Source organism: Dyadobacter sp. BE31 (assembly GCF_031457695.1).
Lineage (GTDB): Bacteria > Bacteroidota > Bacteroidia > Cytophagales > Spirosomataceae > Dyadobacter.
This window is the reverse complement of the sequence record NZ_JAVDXA010000001.1, coordinates 242308-261462: the sequence shown is the minus strand read 5'-3', so window position 1 is coordinate 261462 and position 19155 is coordinate 242308. Positions and strand designations below refer to the sequence as shown.

Genomic DNA, 19155 nt, shown 5'->3' with positions numbered 1-19155 from the left:
GCAGCCGACCGCCGAAGTCCTATTCAGCAGCCGACAGCTGATTGCCGACAGCCGAAGTCACTTCCAATTCTCCTTGAGGCTCTTTTGGATTGGCTGGTTTGGTGCCTTTGAGGGACAGGACGAAGCTCGCTACCTTCTGAATGTCGGTAGGGGAGAGTTGTTTCTCCCAGGAAATCATCCCTTTTTCGGGCACGCCATATTTGATCACTTTGAACACATTGTGAATGCCGCCGCCGTGCAGCCAGTACTCGTCGGTGAGGTTGGGCCCCACGGCACCACCACCTTCCGTCCCGTGGCAGGCGGTACATTTTTCCTGGAAGATTTTCATCCCAGCATCTACACCGGCCTTGTCGGTAAGCAGCGTGACGGAGGTTTCGTCCATACTGGCGCCTACTTTTTCCATGTAAGCCTTTTTGTCGGCCTCGGCGGTAGCTATTTCCTTTTCCAGCTCGGCGATTTGAAGGTCGCCCAGTCCACTGAAATAATAGGCCGAATAAACCACAGCAATGAAAACGGTGGTGTAAAAAAGGAATTGAAGCCACGGAGGCATACGGTTATCGAGCTCCTGGATCCCGTCGTAATCGTGACCGTCGATCAGGATATCTTTTTCGTCCTTCAAGGCCACACTAATGCCTCTGAACTTCTTCCACCAATGCGCGCTGAAAACGTGGGTAGGCTCCTCGTTGGATGCGTGTGCAGTTTTATTAAGCAGCCGCATGGCCGATGCCAGCAGTACCGCCAATTGGATCATGATGAAAACCAACGCTGCAAGCACCACGCACAAGATCAGGTCGAGTCCCGTAATAGCGCGCACCGGCTCGGTGGTTTCCTGCGCGGAAGCAGGTAATGCAATGCACGCGAGCAAAAGCAGTGATAGCAAAGTTTTTTTCGCCACGCCATCGTTCAGCGGAATGCTGCGCATTTTGTCGAGCTTCCTTTTATCAAGCCCCCACACATAAATGAGCAGCCCAACGAAGAAAACAAAGAAGATCAGCAGGGATATGAGCGGGTAAATGCCTACCCCCGCTATGGTTTCGAGATAATTACGGAATTTCATATAGTCCGATGAGTTGAGTGAATGGTGGTCAGGTTTGGTCAGACGTTGTCATGTCTGGTCAGGTGTAGTCTTGTGAAGTCAGGTTTTGTCAAGAATTGTCATGGTTTGGTCAAAGACTGATTAACCATTCCTGTCCACACTTGACTATCAATGACAAAACCTGACTACACACGACCATTCCTGACTTACCGACTGTTGCCGGTTTGTTTAATATCCGTCCCAAGCCGTTGCATGTAAGCAATCAGCGCCACGATCTCTTTATTCGCTGCGGTTTTGATGCCGCTTTGTTTCAAGCGCTCCTGGATTTCCTGTTCTTGCTTCACGAGATCGGCATTGGCCTGGTGTTCGTACCCCTTTTCATAAGGCACACCGAGTGTCTGCATGGCTTTGATCTTCGCTCTGGTTGTGGTCGTATCCAGGTCGTTTTCGAGCAGCCAGCCGTAGCGCGGCATAATGGAGCCCGGCGACATCGATGTTGGATCTTCCATGTGATTGTAGTGCCAGGAATCGGGGTACTTGCCGCCTACGCGCTGCAAATCCGGGCCGGTGCGTTTGGAGCCCCATTGGTGCGGGTGGTCATAGACAAACTCCCCGGATTTGGAATACTCCCCGAACCGCTCGATCTCGGACCTGAACGGACGGATCATCTGCGTATGGCACACGTAGCAGCCCTCGCGGACGTAAATGTCGCGCCCCTGCAATTCCAGCGGCGTGTAAGGTTTTACACTCGCGATGGTAGGCACGTTGGATTCGACCAGGAACGTAGGGATCATCTCGATCATCCCGCCGATCGCGACGGCAATCAGAGAGAATATGGTTAATGCCAAAGGCTTGCGCTCCATTAAGCGGCGGTGCCAGTATTCGCTCTTCTCGGCATGCCAGATCGCACTCAATGGCATCGCTTTGGCGGTTTCAGTGGCTACGAGCTTGCCTTTCAGGGCCGTCATCCAGAGGTTGTAGATCATCACTACAAAACCCACGAGGTATAAAGAGCCGCCTACACCGCGGAGGAAATACAGCGGTTTGAGGGCCGTTACAGTTTCAAGGAAGTTGGGGTATTTCAAGAGGCCTTCCTGAGTAAACTCTTTCCACATCGAGCTCTGTACCCAGCCGGCCCAATACATGGGAATGGTATAGAAAATGATACCCAGCGTACCGATCCAGAAGTGGAAATTGGCGGCTTTGGTAGAATACAACGGGCGGTTATACAGGCGCGGGAAGAGCCAGTAGAGGATACCGAAAGTAAGGAAGCCATTCCACCCAAGGGCACCCACGTGCACGTGCGCTACAATCCAGTCGGTGTAGTGGGCAATGGCGTTTACGTTTTTCAACGACAGCATCGGGCCTTCGAAAGTGGCCATACCGTAAGCGGTAATTGCAACCACCATGAATTTCAGTACCACATCTTCACGAACCTTGTCCCAGGCACCGCGGAGGGTCATCAGCCCGTTCATCATACCACCCCACGACGGCGCGATAAGCATGACCGAGAACACCGTACCCAGCGTTTGCGCCCATTCGGGCAAGGCGGTGTAGAGCAAGTGGTGAGGGCCGGCCCAGATGTAAAGGAATATCAGGGCCCAGAAGTGTACAATCGAAAGGCGGTAGGAGTAAATAGGCCGGTTGGCCGCTTTGGGCAGAAAGTAGTACATCAAGCCCAGGTAAGGGGTTGTCAGGAAGAATGCGACCGCATTATGCCCGTACCACCATTGTACCAATGCATCCTGCACACCCGCATACACGGAGTAGCTTTTCATGAAAGAGATCGGGAGCTCTACGCTGTTCACAACGTGCAGCATCGCGACGGTCACAAAGGAGGCGATGTAGAACCAAACCGCGGCATAAATATGCTCCACGCGGCGGTTAATGGTGGTCATGATGATATTCACCAGCGCAGAAACCCACACCACGGCAATCGCGATGTCGAACGGCCATTCCAGCTCCGCATATTCTTTGGAAGTGGTAAAACCCATAGGCAGCGAAATGGCCGCGCCCAGGATGATAGCCTGCCACGCCCAGAAGTGGAAGCGACTCAGGGCAGGACTCCAGATGGGCGTCCGCAACACGCGTGGAACAGAATAGTAGAGCCCGGTAAAAAAGCCGTTTCCGACAAATGCGAAAATCACCGCATTGGTATGCAGTGGCCGAATGCGGCTGAATGTCAGGAACGGCAGATCAAAATTCAGGTTCGGGAAAACCAGCTGCAATGCGGCCAGCAAGCCTACGAGCATGCCTATCAGTCCGAACAGGATGGTAGCGATGGCGAAGTCCCGGACAATGCGGTTGTCGTATTGAAATTCATCCAACTCAACGGATGCGAGGCCGGGATGGGGAACGTTTGACATAACTTGGTGGTGATAAATGGTAAAAATCAGTTCAGGTTCTGGTGGTTACGGCTTTTCGGAATCGTCGAGCAGGATGCGTACGGAAGGCGTGTAGTCGTCGTCATAGTGGCCCTTCCGCACCGACCAGATGAATGCGCCCAGGAATCCCAGCGCCACCAGCAAACTGGCGATGATCAATAGATACAATGCGCTCATGATGAGGATTGGTTAGGTGTTTTTGATAGGTCAAAACTACCGGCAGCGAGGCTGGCAAAGGATGATGCTTGCTACGTCCGTTTTATGACATTGGTCAGTTTTTGGAGATATCGCCGCGCTGCCGCATTGCTGGCAAGTGTGGTAAACGCGACAATCGTAATGGAACTGACCGGCATCAGTATTGCCGCGATGACCGGCGAAAGGTGGCCTGTTACCGCAAATGAGAGCCCCAGAATGTTGTAGATCAGTGAAATAGCGAAACTCTGGCGGATAATGCGCTGACCGCTCCGGGCGAGCGCGATATACCCCGGCAGCAAGCTGAGCTGGTTGCCTTCCACGATCGCGTCGCAGGAAGGGGAGAAGTTGTTGATATCATCCGAAACGGCCAACCCCACATCGCTCTGGCGCAATGCACCGGCGTCGTTCAGCCCATCGCCCACCATGAGCACATGGCGGCCCTCGTGCTGCAATCCGCGCACGAAATCCAGTTTTTGCTCCGGTTTCTGGTTAAAGAGAAGCAATGCGTTCTCGCCGAAGAGCGGCGCGAGCAGATCGCGGTCGGTAGGGCGGTCGCCGGAAAGGAGATAGGTACGGATACCGGCCTGGCGCAATGCGGAAAGTGTTTCGGGCAGTTCGGGCCGGTATTTGCTGCGGATCGTGAAATAACCTTTTACGACCTCGTCGATAGCCACATACACCCGGCTCGACTGCCCGGCACTTTCCGCATTGCTGTTTGCTCCAACCCAGCGGGCAGAGCCTACTTTCACCATTCGTGCACCCCATTGCGCGGCCATTCCCTTGCCACTGGTTTCCGAAAAGCCCGTCAATACGCGCCGGCTGGCCGGCACATCGGCCAAATGCTTTGCTATGAGCCGGCTCAATGGGTGGGAGGATTGCCCCACCAGGGTTTTGATCATGACTAGCTCATCCCGGGTTGACGGTTCGCCTGTAAAGTCGATTTCAGCGTCGTCGGGAAGGGTAATGGTGCCTGTTTTATCAAAAACTACCGCGTCGGTCCGCGCCAGCCGTTCGATACTGTGGGCATTTTTAGGATAAAAGCGGTTTCGGCTGAAAACGCTCAGAAGGTTGCCGTTCGTGAATGTGGATGAAAGCAGCAATGCACAGGGGCAAGCCACCAGCAGCGTGGTGGTGAATGCGAGGAATGCAGTTTCCGGGTTTTGATTGATAAAAAACCAGAAGGCAAAAGTTACTGCCGCAATGCCCAGGACGATCAGCGAAAAGTAGCGGTTAATGCGTGCCGCCAGCGATTTGTTGGCGTCGTCTTTCTCGCGGGTAAATGCTTCATTATTCCAAAGTTGCGTGAGGTAGCTTTGGGATACTTCACGCAGTACTTCCAGCTCGATGGCCGCGCCTTTTTGCTTGCCGCCCGCATAAATAGTATCGCCTTTCCGTCTTTCGACCGGTTGCGATTCGCCGGAAACGAAGCTGTAATCGATCATCGCCACCGCGCTTTGCAACACCGCATCGGCCGGGATCAGTTCCTCATTCCTGACCAGCATCCGGTCGCCTTTTTGGAGATCGGTAATGGGTTTGCGTGCCTCGATTCCATCGTTCAGGACGGAAATGGCAATAGGGAAATAGGATTTATAGTCGCGGTCAAACGAAACGCCGGCGTAGGTTTTGTCCTGAAAATACCGGCCTACGAGCATGAAAAACACGGCTCCGGCAAATGAATCCAGGTACCCGGGCCCGGTTTGCGTGGCGAGTTGGTAAATGCTGATCAGGAAAACGCAGCTTAATGCGAGGGCAATCGGCGCGTCGATGTTCAGGTAACGCCCTTTCAGCGCCGACCAGGCCGATTTATAGAAATCCGCCGCGCAGTAAAACAGCACCGGTAAGCTCAGCGCGAGGTTAAGAATGCCAAAAAGCATGCGGAGATTCTGGTCCGAGGTATTTTGTCCCAAATGGAAATATTCCGGAAAGCTCAGCATCATAATATTCCCGAATGCAAATCCTGCAATGCCGATTTTGTAAAGCCGGGTACGGTTCCATTTGCTGGCCTTTTTGCCCGACAAATCGTCCATGCTCAGATAAGGCTCATACCCGATGCGCGTAAGCAGCGCGGCCAGTTCGCTCAGCCGCAATGCAGGTGCATCGAACGTAATTCTGACCTTTTTCTCGGGAAAGTTCACCACCGAGCTCCGCACCGCGGGGTTGAGGCGATACAGGTGTTCGAGCAGCCAGATACACGAGCTGCAATGCATTTTGGGAAGGTACCAGTACACGGTAGTCAGATGTCCGTCCGTGAATTCGATCATCTTGCCGTGCACTTCGGGCTGATCGAGGTGGTCGTACTTGCCTTTGTAAAAAGTTGGGTCTGGCGAAATGCCCTGCGCACCTTCGATTGCGTAATACTGACAAAGGTCACTTTCTTTCAAAACACTGTAAACGGTCAGGCAGCCGTCGCAGCAAAAATCGTGGTCGTCGGCGTGCAGGACGTCATCGCGGCATTCCTCGCCGCAATGGTAGCAAGCCTGCCGTGTGTCGGAAATGGCCTCCGGGGCCGTCAATATGCTCATGGTCATGGTCTGGATTAAACCTTATCCAAAATTGGAGCATACGACCAGCGGAACGGATGACGGAAAGACGTGGGAAAAACTGACTTTGGTCAGGAATTATAGCTAATGCCTTGATTGAGCTCAAAAGCGTAACGATAGTTGATCAGCGATTTCTGCTCCGAATTCTCATACCAGCCGGTTTCTTCGTGGCTAAGGTTCACAATGTCGTCCGTTGCGAGCTTGCCATATTGTTGGGCTACAAATTCCAGCACTTTCAATTCGGTGTCTGAAAACAGTGCCTTGTCAAACGACGTGCAGGCTTTGATTTCATCGCCATAAGCACCATTCCCAAAATATTGCTCTTCGATGCTGATCTGCCCTCGCTGTGAAAGATCCACATACATTTTCTGAAACTGCGCAGGTACCGGTCCGAACTGTATTGCTCTGTATTCCAGTCCTGTAATTGAGTATCCCGTTAGACGGTAAGCATTGAAATCGGCATAGAACAGCAACTTGTTCAATTTGGTTTTGAACAGCGTAATTTTCCATAATACCTGAAAAAATGTGATCATACCGGCGATTTTGGCAAAATCGGGTTGACGGTAACCATTAAGTCTTGATGGGAATACCTTTTCGGCAACAAATTCCATGTTTCGATTCTCAGCAGCCAACGTCAGCTTTTTAATTTCCTTATCAGTAAGGAAATGCACGCTCGCAGTAACCTGCTGGACAAATGTTGCCGGGTTACGGATCGACATAATAAGTCTCCCAATGGCTACGGACGGTACCTCGCCTGACTCATACAGGCGATATGAATTAGCGCCCAGCCCTAAAATTTCCGACATTTTGCTGGCCGAAATCCCATAGCCTTCCCTGATTCGCCTGATTTCTTCCGGAAACGGGATTCCATACTTTTCGCGATACTGGTTATGCACCTGTACGATACTCAACTCGTCGAGGCGGTCATCGGAAAAACGCTCGCCGGAATCTTCGCATTCGTAATAATGCGTAACGACTTCAAATTCTTCCTTCCTGAATGCCAGGCTCGTAACTTCGTTTCGTACCTGCATTTCCTTTCCTGTAATCGGACTTTTCATAATGTTTGTTTAAATGGATACCGCATCGGCTTTTCGGCAATGTGAAATGATATGCAAAGGGTATTCGCATTGGCCCGGCCCATAGAAATCTTGATATAAAGTTGATGTCCCTGAAAGTTTTTGCCGAAAACCCACATGTCGCTGATTTGATAAAGCGTATCTGTCAGCGGTCCTTCAACGTAGTCATCGACGATAATCTGTTCAATGATTTGCCGCCGTTTTGCAGGTGAAATTTCGAGGAGCAACATGGTCTGAGCGTTCTTTGGATTTTTCCTCTCCGTAAACAGGATGTCGAATATCCTGTATTTCACAAAGAAGTCGTCCAGGAAGCGTTGTACTTCGCGCTGGTCGGGCATAGTGGTGTATTGTGTGTTTAATTTTATAGTGTCAAAAATATCAATACAATATCATATTTTCAACTATAAAGTTTAATTATTTTCCAATGACCAGAAGGCTCGCTAAAATTCTCACCAATTCCCATCGGTTTTGACCGGCGGATCAGCGAACTTGCAGGCTCCAAACCCTTTCTGAAAATCATCGCTTCCGAAAACCCAAATAGCACCGACGATATTTTGCTCGCCCGTATGCAAACGGGCGATAGTGAAGCCTTTGCCGCCTTGTACCGAAAATACTGGCGCCGGCTCTTCGATGCCGCGTACCGGCGCATCCTGTTACGCGAGGAAAGTGAGGAAATTATCCAGGAAATTTTTGTCGACCTCTGGGCCAAACGTGAAACGCTGCTGATTTCGGTATCACTTGAAGCTTACCTGTTCGGTGCATTGCGATACAGCATCTATAACCTGATCCGTTCCCGTAAAATCAGGGAGGCTTACCTCGAACATTTACTGCAAGTGCCGGGCGACCAGAATAACTATATCGAGGATCGCCTGCATTACGAGGAGCTCGCCCGAGCGCTGGAAAGTAGCGTTCAAAACTTGCCTGAAAAATTGCGGAAAGTGTACCTGCTCAGCAGAAAGGAGCACCTTACTTATAAGGAGATTGCGGAGCAGGAACAAATTCCTGTGGACACGGTCGAAAAGCAGATGGGCCGTGCGCTGAAAATCCTGCGGGAAAACCTGAAAGAGTTTGCCTGGGCATGGATTGTGCTGGAAATGTGGAATTTATATCCATAGAAAAAAAACTGGGCCGGCCGTGGCGGTAACCACGCCGGAGTGTTACTATTTCAAAAGCGGAGAAGTATATCGACGAATGGACAAAGATCGCTTGCTGTATTTACTGGAAAATGACAAGAGCGGACAGAACTCGCGCGCGGAGGCCGAAGAACTGGAAGCCTGGTATCGATCGGCGGAATTGCGCCCGGCGTTCACGGATGGATTGTCTGCCGATGGTTTGTCGGCATTGGAAGATAGGCTCTTTGCCCGGATACAGACGGTCAATGCGGAATCTCAGGAATGGGTGGACGAGCTGCCTGCTGGCAAATCCGGCTGGTTTGGCTGGGGTAAGATCGCGGCGGCGGTACTTTTCCTGATGGTGGCCGGGATTGGCTTGTACATATTTCAACGGCAAAGCGGTCGCATTACCGAACGCACCGGCTTCGGCGAAACCCGTGTACTGACATTGCCCGATGGCTCCGAAGTGACCCTGAATGGCAACTCGGTGCTTTCATACGATGCCGAATGGTCGGAGTTGCGTGAAGTGCGGCTGGAAGGCGAGGGGTATTTCAAGGTGGTTCATACCAAGGATCACCGGAAGTTTCGCGTACGTACGGGAGCGGATTTCAGCCTCGACGTGCTGGGTACACAGTTCAATGTCAGCAAACGCGAGAGCGGCACGCGGATCGTCCTCGACGAAGGAAAGGTCCGGTGCAACCTGGGCGACTCGGAAAGCGATACGCTGGTCCTCAGACCGGGCGAAATGGTTCAGTTCCGCAAAAAGCCATCGGATTATCAGCACGAGCGCGTCGAAAAAGGTCTCTACTCTGCCTGGAAAGATCATAAACTCATTTTCAAAAACACTTCACTACGAGAGGTCGCTGGGATATTGCGGGATACCTACGGCCTGGAAACAGAAGCCAGCCGTCCCGAATTGCTCGATCGCCAGATTTCAGGCTCCGTCCCGACGGATAATGTCGACCTGCTTCTCCAAGGTGTCGCCGAGGCATCGAACGTGACGATCACGCGTGACGGCGAGCAGTTGGTCATTGCGTCCAGATCCGAATAAGGCGGGAAGTATGAAATCGCGAAGTCAGGGAAGTCATTAGGTCAGGTGTTGTATTAAGAAGTCAGGAAAGTAATTAGCCAGGAGCCATAAGTCGCGTACGGGCAGTTATAAAACTGCCACATTTTACATGCTTAATTTATAATTTAATTTATTAATTATCTTTAAAATCAAATTTTATATTTGAAATAAAGATAAAATGACTACTTCTTGACTCGCTGACTTTACACTGTTAAAAAATTTTAGAAAAAAGTTGCGTTCCGTGTGGCGGTATGCCGAATGAAACGGTACTCTATGTTCAGAATCGCGAAATAATGTGGTACGCGTTCGCATTTTGGCCATTTAAACAAACCCTGTAAAAGCGCTTTCGCCTATGAAACGACTGATCACTACTCTTAACCTGATCGCAATTTGCTGTTGTGCCGTATTTGCGGTGCACGCGCAGAACATCGCGCTGTCGAGGCTCGACGGGGAAGCCCCGCACCGGGTCAGCCCAGGCAGTGACTCACGCCCGCGCCAGGCAGTAACCCTGGAATCGAAACTTCGTGAGCTGGAAAAGCAGTTCAATGTATCCTTTCTCTACAACTCCGGCTATGTCAACGGGAAAACTGTGAAAGAATCCGGTAAGGCCGGCTCGCTGGAACATTCATTGCGCAAAATCCTGGAACCGAATAATCTGGCTTTCAAGAAGCTGCGTGACAATTTCTATGTGATCTACATTAAAGATGAATCCACGGAAAAAGCCGGTGACCGCCCTGACGCGGAGCGGAAAACGTCGTTGGAGTCGCAGCCAACGGGACAGTTGCAGGCTATGCAGCCGGTGAATACGCTCGCTTCCTTGTTGAAAGGGGCCGCGGAACGTAAGGTGGCGAATGTCGCACTGACGGTCTCCGGTGTGGTGGCCGACGCCGTTTCGGGCGAGCCGTTACCTGGTGCCAGTGTCATTGTAAAAGGTTCTGGGACAGGTACAACCACCAATGGGGAAGGGCGATATGAGCTTCCGAATGTCCCTGAGAATGCGACGTTGGTATTTTCATTCATCGGTTACCTGTCGGCCGAGGCGCCGGTGGACAACCGTTCGGTGATCGATATGAAACTCTCGACGGATTCGAAGTCGCTCTCGGAGGTCGTGGTTGTGGGTTATGGTACCGTTTCTAAAAAGGATGTGACGGGCTCGGTGGCCTCGATAGGAGGTGACGAGATCCGGAATATGCCGGTGCGCTCTGCCACGGATGCTTTGCAAGGCAAGGCGGCTGGCGTGATGGTAACGCAGTCGAGCGGGAGCCCGGGCTCAGCGGGTATCGTGCGTATACGCGGGATCGGTTCGATCAACAACTCCAATGAGCCGCTCTACATTGTCGACGGGCTGCCGCAGACGGGTATCGGTTGGTTGAACCCGAACGATATCGAGGCGATGGATATTCACAAGGATGCGTCCGCGGCTGCTATTTATGGTTCGCGCGCTTCGAATGGCTTGGTGATTATCACCACCAAAAAGGGCTCCAAATCGGAAGCAATAAGTGTTTCGTTCGATAGCTACTATGGCTTGCAGTCGCCGTGGAAGCGTCCGCATATGCTGAATGCTGAGGAGTTTATCAATTATAAAAACCGCGCAGCCGAAGCGGTGGGTGTTACTCCGCCGATCTCTCCGGACATGAAAACCCAGGCGCTCAACTTCGTACGTGCGAACACAGGGCCCAACGGTACCGACTGGTGGAAGCAGATTATCCATGAAAATGCGCCGGTACAGAGCTACAATATCAATGTTTCGGGTGGTAGCAAAAAGGTTGATTTTGCTTCGGCATTGGGCTATATGGACCAGAAAGGGATCGTTCGCGGCTCGGATTACCGCCGCATTTCGTGGCGGAATAATGTGAATGCAGATATCAATGAGCGGGTGCGCCTTGGCAGCAATATTGCAGTGGTTTACGAAAGCCGCCGCAATATCGATGAGAACAATCCGTATTCCGGGACGATTTTCAGCGCCATGACTGCCGACCCGATCACGCCCGTTTACCGCGATAATCTGCGGGATGTTCCTTCTTTTTACCAAACGATTATGCAGGGCTACGATGCCAGCAACCCGTTTTCGCGCTATGCGGGCGTGTTGTATTCCAATAAGCCGAACCCGGTTGGGCAGATCGAGCGGATGCGGCAGAGCATTTGGGAGGGTATCAGCATGAAAGGCGGTGCTAACCTGGAAGTGAAAATCCTTGAACCGCTCAAATTCCGCAGCAACTTTGGTCTCGATGTTCACCGGGGGCTTTCGAAGGGCTTTACCCCGCAATATTACCTCAATGGATATGATTACGCGACTTACAATACGATCAGTAACTATTCCTACTGGTCCAACTATTTCGTTTGGGAGAATACGCTGGCATTTGACCAGGTCTGGGGGCAGCACCGCCTGAATGTGCTCGCAGGTACCTCGGCGGAGCTCACGAAAGGACTGGAATATGGTGCTTCCAAGCAGGGAGCGGTTAATAATGAGGAGGATATGCGGATTATCAACGCCGCTACGATCAATCCGGGCGCATCGGGCTACACTTATTCCAATGCATTGAACTCCTATTTTGGAAGGGTAAGCTATTCATTTGGAGGTAAGTATGTGCTGACGGCCAACGTGCGTCGTGACGGGACGTCCCGGTTTGCGAAGGATTATCGCTGGGGTACGTTTCCTTCAGTATCTGCGGCCTGGAACTTTACCAATGAGGAGTTTTTCAAAGATGCAGGGCTGAAATGGCTCTCGGAAGGTAAGCTGCGCGCCAGCTACGGGCAAATCGGTAATCAGAATATCGCGAATGGCGCCTACCTATCGACCTACGGCAACAACAGCCGCTATCTTTTTGGGGATAACAAAACCTGGTACATGGGTGCTGGCCGCGGCAGTATCGGGAATCCAATGCTCCAATGGGAAACGTCCAATCAGACCGACATCGGTGTAGACCTTGCATTTTTAAATAACAAACTGACCCTCACTGCGGATTATTTCAAAAAGGCAGTCGATAATATGTTGCTCATCGTGCCACTGCCGACCACATTGGGGTATCCTAATTTCCCTTGGTCAAATGCCGGTAAAATGGTGAACAAGGGTTGGGATTTTGCGATCGGGTATGACGATGAAGTGGCTGGTTTCCAGTATGGTATCAAGGCTACACTCTCGACTTTTTCCAATAAGGTAACCACGCTTGGAGGCGGTGAGCCCATTTATTCGACCGCGCATTTGGGTGAAACCATCACCAAAACCGAAGAAGGAATGCCCGTGGGTTACTATTTCGGATGGCAGACCGACGGTATTTTCCAGACGCAGGACGAGGTTAATGCCAGTGCGCAGAAAGGCCTTTCGACAGCCGGCGATATTCGTTTCAAAAACGTCAATGGCGATCAGTTGATCAATGCTGACGACCGTACGAAAATCGGTAACCCATGGCCGGACTTCATTTACGGACTCACGGTGAATGCGGCTTACAAAGGATTTGATATCAGTGCATTCGTCCAGGGTTCGCAGGGGAACGATGTGATGAACATCCTTCGCTACGATACCGAATCGGGTACCGGCTGGTACAATGCGCCGAAAGGCTTCCTCGAGAAGGCGTGGAATGGCCCGGGTAGTACCAATCAATATTACAAAATCTCACAGAATGCCGGTTTGAACACCAACGTGTCCCAGTATTTCGTGGAGGACGGCTCGTACCTGCGCATGAAGAATGTCCAGCTCGGTTACAGCTTGCCGGGAAGTTTGCTGCAAAAGGCGAAAATCAAGCAGGTGAGGTTATATGTAGGTGCGCAAAACCTCTTCACGATCACTAAATACAGCGGCCTCGACCCTGAAATGGGTTCGGCTGATCCCAAATTGACAGGGATCGATCAGGGCTACTTCCCGCAGGCGCGCACATGGATGTTTGGTATCAATGCAAAATTCTAAAATATTCACTATGAAAAAGTTATCAATCATAATGCTTGCGTCGTGCCTGGTGCTGGGCGGGACGTCCTGTTCCGAAGAGTTCCTCGACCGCACGCCTCCGGGCAACCTTACCGACGAAACATTTTATAAATCGCCAGATGCGGGATTTAAATCGCTGGTGACCTGCTACCGGGGTTTTGTGAGTAACTTCTGGGGTTACGAAGCGGCCAGGGCTGAGCTGGGAAATATGGCTACCGACGATGCCGACAAGGGTGGTTCCGATGCGGGCGACCGTCCGTTCGTGACCGACCTTGGTTTTGGTCGGGCACTTTCGTCCAACGAAACGCTTGCGGGCTATTGGACAGCGCGTTACAGTGCGATCGGTAACTGCAATGTGGCATTGGAGCGGTTGCCGGAGGCGAGCCTCATTGACGCCAGCGGCGCTCCGCTGGATCCTGTTCAAAAGAGTCGCTACCTGGCTGAAATCCGGTTTCTGAGGGCGTTTTTCTACTTCGAACTCGCGGAGGTCTTTGGAGGTGTGCCGTTGGTGACCAAAACACTCACCGTGGATGACCGTACCAAACTGAACCGCGCGTCGGCCAAGGAGGTATTTCAATTTATTGAAGCAGAGCTCACGGCCGCTGCGAACGACCCGGCGATGCTTTCGGCTGCGAAGTTGCAGGCTTCCGAAGTGGGCCGGGCCACCAAAGAGGCTGCCTGGGCGTTGCTGGCGAGGGCTTACCTGTTTTTTGCCAAAGATGATCCTGCCCTGTTTGCCAAAGCGCGCGATGCCGCAAAGAAGGTGATCGACTCGGGTGCATTTGCCCTGCACCCTCAGTATCAGGAGATTTTCCTGGAAAACGGGTATAAGACGAAGGAGGCTGTGTTTTCCATTATCATGGGCGACGATCCGGCGATCCCGATTTACGGCAGCACCATTAATGTATACTGCTCGCCGCGTGGGGCAACCGGCGGCTGGGGTTTCGATTTGCCTACGCAAGACCTTGTGAATGAATTCGAAGAGGGCGATCCGCGGTTACTGTATACAATCCTGCAATCGGGTGACCAGTTTCCGAAGGTGAATGGAACCAAAGAGGTGCTGGATTTTTCGACCTATCCGAATACCGGTTACCACAGCCGGAAAGTGTATTTGCCTGAATCGCGCCGCGGGCAAGGGTGGGGCAACGACGCCTGGACTTACCACCCGATCCGGTATGCCGATGTGCTGCTGATGTATGCGGAGGCATTGATTGAGAGCGGTGGGGATAAGGGCGAAGCGGCCGGCTACATTAATCAAGTGCGTAAACGCGCCTCTGCATCGTCGCGGAAGGATATTGAAGCGGCATCGAGGGTTTTGAAAGTGGCTGAAAAACAATTGCCTGATGTGAAAGCGGGTGATGATTTGCGCAAAGCCGTGCGGCACGAACGCCGGGTGGAGCTGGCCATGGAATACCGCCGCCTGTACGACCTCATGCGCTGGAACACACTCGTGCCGACCATGAAGGCCTACGCAGCCAAACCGTTTTCGAATGGTAAAGGCGGCAATTTTACGGCAGGTAAAAACGAGGTATTCCCTATTCCGCAGGTTGAGATCGACCGTTCGGGAGGATCCATTGTGCAGAATCCGAACTATTAGGCTAATGATTGAATAGTCAAATATGGTCAGGTGTTGTCAGGTTTGGCCATGTGTTGTCAGATTTAGTCAGGTGTAGTTATGGGTGAGGAATGGTTAAGTAGTCCTTGGCGATTCCTGAACACTCTTTGACCATTCTTGACAAAACCTGACAATACTTAACCCTTCTTGACAACCCTTGATAATTCACTAATTCAAAATTAAAGTTTCATATGTCGCTATATTTCATAAATCATTTTATTAAGTTTATTGGGTGAAAAAATTGAAATCTTCCATAGGTCTTTTGTTTGCCGGGGCGCTGTGCCTGGCTTCGGTGAGCCGGAGTGACAAACCGGTATTCCGGAATGTAGAAAATGCTCACCCGGTTCGCATCGCCGGTGTTTCGGAAGGGCCGGATTCGAGCCGGTTTACCTATACCAAACTGGTATCGGGCCTTGACGAGCCGATGGAAATGGCAATCCTGCCGAACTACGACATGGTGGTGGCTGAACGGAAAGGGGCGGTGCGCTATTTCAACAACGCCACCAAGGAACTTTCGACGATCGCTCAATTCAATGTATTTAGCGGGATCGAGGACGGGCTGCTCGGCGTGGCAGTTGACCCGGATTTCAAGCAGAATAACTGGATTTACTTCTACTATGGCGTTGGCGGCGAGAAGAGCGTCAGTCACCTGGCGCGCTTCGAACTGAAAGGGCAGAACCTGATCCAGGATTCCAAAAAGGTACTTTTGGAAGTTCCTACCCAGCGTAAGTACTGCTGCCATTCGGCGGGTTACCTTACCTTTTCGGGCGGTTTGCTCTATCTCTCGATCGGCGATAATACCAATGCAGAGGAAATCGAGGGGCACACGCCCATCGACGAGCGTCCGGGGCGCGAGCTATCGGACGATCAGGCTGCTACGGCCAACAGCAACGACTACCGGGGGAAAATCCTGCGGATCAAGCCGGAAGCGGATGGGACTTACACCATTCCGGACGGGAATCTTTTCCCGAAAGACGGTTCGCAAGGCAAGCCCGAAATTTATGCAATGGGTGTGCGGAACCCGTTCCGCATTTCCGTAGACCCGAAGACCCGCTACCTCTATTGGGGCGACGTCGGCCCCGATACGGAGGTGCCTGGCAGCGAGGGAAAAATGAGTTATGATGAGATTAACCAGGCCCGCAAGCCGGGCTTCTTTGGGTATCCCTACTTTTTGGGGGATAACGAGGTGTTTCCCGATTATGATTTCGCGACCAAGAAGGAAGGTCCGGGAAAAGACCCGCAAAAACCGATCAACGATTCACCGCATAACACGGGAATCCGCGAGTTGCCACCCGCCCAGCCGGCATTCATCTGGTACGGGAAAGGCCCGTCGAAGAAATACCCGCTGGTAGGCAAAGGCGGTGCGAGTGCTATGGCTGGTCCGGTGTATTATAGTGATTTGTACCCGAATGCGCCTTATAAACTTCCCGAATACTACAATGGGAAGCTGTTCATTTTTGAATGGATACGGAAGTGGATCATGGCCGTGACCATGGATGCAAACGGTAACTACGTGAGCATGGAGCCTTTCCTTCCTCAATTGAAGGTCGTCGCGCCGATCGACATGCAGATTGCTCCCGACGGCGCCATTTACCTGCTCGCTTACGGTACCAATTGGTTTGCACGCAATACCGACTCGGGCATCATCCGGGTGGAGTATGCCGAGGGGAACCGCAATCCGATAGCCGCCGTTACGACAGGCAAAACCATCGGAGCGGCTCCATTTACGGCAACGCTTTCGGCCAAGGGTTCCAAAGACTACGATGCCGCCGACAAGCTGACTTATGAATGGAAAATCGGGGCGAAAAAGCTGGCGGGCGAGGAAATCAAATACACTTTCACCAAACCCGGCACTTACAATGTAGTACTGACCGTCTCCGACCAGAACGGCGGAAAGGGAACTGCTACCACCGAATTCAAGATCGGGAACACGCCGCCGGAGGTAAAGATCGAGACGAAGGCGAACCGCAGTTTTTATTGGGATAATGCGCCGTTTGATTATAGTATCAAGGTTACGGACAAGGAAGACGGCAATATCCAGCGCGCCAAAATTCACGCGGGCTTCAATTACCTGGCTTTCGGAAAGGACCTTGCAGGCGCATTGTCGGGTTCGGAAGGGGAGAATATCCGGTATGCGGCTACGGCGAAATTGTACGCCTCGCTGGATTGCAAGGCTTGCCACACATTGGAAACCAAGTCTATCGGCCCGGCTTTGAAGGATATTTCCAAAAAATACACGGGTAATGCAGGCGCTGCGGATATGCTTGCGCGAAAGATTATCACCGGTGGGAGCGGAAACTGGGGCTCTTACCCGATGCCACCTCATGCCGATTTGCCCGAAAAAGATGCGAAAGAAATAGCGGGTTATATTCTTTCATTGGGTAAAAATGCGCAGCAAATGCCGCTTTCAGCCCAGCTGAAACTAACGGAGCACATCGGAAAGGGCAATGAGGGCGCTTACGTCTTGCAGGCTTCCTACACCGATAAGGGCGCGAATGGTATCGGTCCGCAAAAGACGGCCAGCCATATTGTGCTGCGTAACCCACTGGTGCAAATGGAGGATTACCAGGAAGGGAATGTGGGCGTGGTGATCGCGACGCAAAACACCGGCTACGTTTCCTACATCGCGAACATTACCAATGGAAAATACACGCGGTTCAACCAGATTGACCTCACGCACATTAGAAATATCCGATTACGCATTCAGGAGCATGGCGCCGGCGGTACGATCGAGTTGCGCCAGGGAGGCCGTGAAGGTCAGTTATTGGGCAAAGTCGATGTTCCCGGCGGACGGCTGGACGACCTCAAAGCCGGTTGGAAAGAAGTATTGTTGCCGGTAAGCGGTAGCAAGGGCGTGCATGACCTTTACCTGGTTTTCAGAAATGAAAAGGCCAAAGGTCCGCTGTTCCATATCGACTGGATGTATTTCGAAAATGATTTTAATCCCTAACCTTTTAAAATGCAGGACTATTCCTGAACCTAAACCTACCTTTCATGCAACCCGAAAAGTATATTGACCAGTACCGACACGCACTGCTGAACGATGTGATCCCTTTCTGGATGAAGAATTCTCCCGATCACGAATCGGGAGGATTTTTTACTTGCCTCGACCGCGAGGGGAAGGTGTTCGACACCGACAAGTTTTTGTGGCTTCAATGCCGGCAGGTATGGTGCTTTGCCATGCTGTATAATCAGGTGGAAGCGCGGCAGGAGTGGCTGGACATGGCGCTTTCGGGGGCAGAATTTTTGCAGAAGCATGGGCGGGAGCACGGGCACGGCCGAGATGTCCGCGCCGGCGGCGCCAACTGGTACTTTTCGCTGGACCGCTATGGGAATCCGCTTATGCAACCGCACAGCATTTTTTCGGACTGCTTCGCCACCATGGCATTCGGGCAGTTGTACAAGGCTACGGGCAATGAGGAGTTCAAAACTATTGCCACGGAGACTTTCTACAACATTCTGAAAAGACAGGACAATCCGAAGGGTATTTACAGCAAAGCCGTGCCCGGTGCGCGGCCGTTGGAGAGTTTCGCCTTGCCGATGATCCTGTGTAACCTGGTACTGGAAATCGAGTCGCTGCTGGAACCGGCATTGGTGAATGAGGTGATCGAACGCGGTATCGACACGGTGATGAACAAGTTTTACAAGCCCGAGCTGGGTGTGATCCTTGAAAATGTCAGCCCCGACGGTTCTTTTTCGGATTCGTTCGAGGGCAGGCTGGTCAATCCGGGGCACGGGCTGGAATCGATGTGGTTTATGATGGACCTGGCCGAACGGACTTCGGACGGGCAGCTGGCGCAGCGGGCGGTCGACATTGCGATTCAGCTCGTTGAGTACGGCTGGGACCCTGTGCATGGCGGGATCTTCTATTTTATGGATGTAAAAGGCAATCCGCCTCAACAGCTCGAATGGGACCAGAAGCTCTGGTGGGTGCATATGGAAACGCTTATTACGCTCCTGAAAGGCTACCTGCACACGGGCGACGAGCGTTGTGCGCACTGGTTCGAGCGCGTGCATGCGTATACGTGGAGCCATTTCCCTGACCCCGAATACGGCGAATGGTTTGGGTACCTCAATCGCCAGGGCGAACCGCTGCTGACATTGAAAGGTGGTAAATGGAAGGGCTGTTTCCATGTACCGCGCGGGTTGTATCAATGCTGGAAAACGCTGGAAGCTATTCAATCGAAAGTGTCCTTAAACGTCTGA

At 52.0% G+C, this 19155-nt stretch carries 12 protein-coding genes; 6 read left to right on the top strand and 6 right to left on the bottom strand.

The features are described from left to right. Positions 1-19: 19 nt before the first annotated feature. From J2Y43_RS01055 to J2Y43_RS01030, 6 genes are all read right to left on the bottom strand, one after another. Positions 20-1057, bottom strand: a complete 1038-nt coding sequence (locus J2Y43_RS01055; RefSeq protein ID WP_309981644.1) for a cbb3-type cytochrome c oxidase N-terminal domain-containing protein — start codon at positions 1055-1057, stop codon at positions 20-22. A gap of 185 nt (positions 1058-1242) precedes the next feature. Beyond that, entirely contained in the window at positions 1243-3402 is a 2160-nt protein-coding gene (gene ccoN / locus J2Y43_RS01050; protein ID WP_309981645.1) for a cytochrome-c oxidase, cbb3-type subunit I, read from the bottom strand. A 45-nt stretch (positions 3403-3447) separates the two neighbouring features. Then, a complete protein-coding gene (gene ccoS / locus J2Y43_RS01045; RefSeq protein ID WP_106596734.1) occupies positions 3448-3597 on the bottom strand; it encodes a cbb3-type cytochrome oxidase assembly protein CcoS in 150 nt (49 codons plus the stop codon). 71 nt (positions 3598-3668) lie between these two features. Next, a complete protein-coding gene (locus J2Y43_RS01040; protein ID WP_309981646.1) occupies positions 3669-6137 on the bottom strand; it encodes a heavy metal translocating P-type ATPase metal-binding domain-containing protein in 2469 nt (822 codons plus the stop codon). 89 nt (positions 6138-6226) lie between these two features. Next, complete coding sequence (locus tag J2Y43_RS01035; protein ID WP_309981647.1) at positions 6227-7213, bottom strand: type II toxin-antitoxin system antitoxin SocA domain-containing protein; 987 nt, start codon at positions 7211-7213, stop codon at positions 6227-6229. Beyond that, a complete protein-coding gene (locus J2Y43_RS01030; protein ID WP_309981648.1) occupies positions 7210-7569 on the bottom strand; it encodes a hypothetical protein in 360 nt (119 codons plus the stop codon). The genes J2Y43_RS01035 and J2Y43_RS01030 overlap by 4 nt, the downstream gene beginning before the upstream one ends. A 216-nt stretch (positions 7570-7785) precedes the next feature. Between J2Y43_RS01030 and J2Y43_RS01025 the strand changes: the two genes are divergently transcribed. The 6 genes from J2Y43_RS01025 (at position 7786) to J2Y43_RS01000 (ending at position 19155) form a co-directional block, all read left to right on the top strand. Continuing rightward, entirely contained in the window at positions 7786-8346 is a 561-nt protein-coding gene (locus tag J2Y43_RS01025) for an RNA polymerase sigma-70 factor (protein ID WP_309981649.1), read from the top strand. A 76-nt stretch (positions 8347-8422) separates the two neighbouring features. Further along, positions 8423-9394 (top strand): FecR domain-containing protein, encoded by a 972-nt coding sequence (locus J2Y43_RS01020; RefSeq protein ID WP_309981650.1) that lies wholly within the window; start codon positions 8423-8425, stop codon positions 9392-9394. A gap of 370 nt (positions 9395-9764) precedes the next feature. Beyond that, positions 9765-13316, top strand: coding sequence for a TonB-dependent receptor (locus J2Y43_RS01015; protein ID WP_309981651.1), 3552 nt, complete (start codon positions 9765-9767; stop codon positions 13314-13316). A gap of 10 nt (positions 13317-13326) precedes the next feature. Then, the gene (locus J2Y43_RS01010; protein WP_309981652.1) at positions 13327-14931 is read left to right on the top strand and encodes a RagB/SusD family nutrient uptake outer membrane protein; all 1605 of its coding nucleotides are present in this window, start codon (positions 13327-13329) and stop codon (positions 14929-14931) included. A gap of 259 nt (positions 14932-15190) precedes the next feature. After that, on the top strand, positions 15191-17899 hold the full coding sequence (locus J2Y43_RS01005) for a PQQ-dependent sugar dehydrogenase (RefSeq protein ID WP_309981653.1): 2709 nt from the start codon (positions 15191-15193) through the stop codon (positions 17897-17899). Positions 17900-17943: 44 nt separating this feature from the next. Continuing rightward, entirely contained in the window at positions 17944-19155 is a 1212-nt protein-coding gene (locus tag J2Y43_RS01000; protein ID WP_309981654.1) for an AGE family epimerase/isomerase, read from the top strand.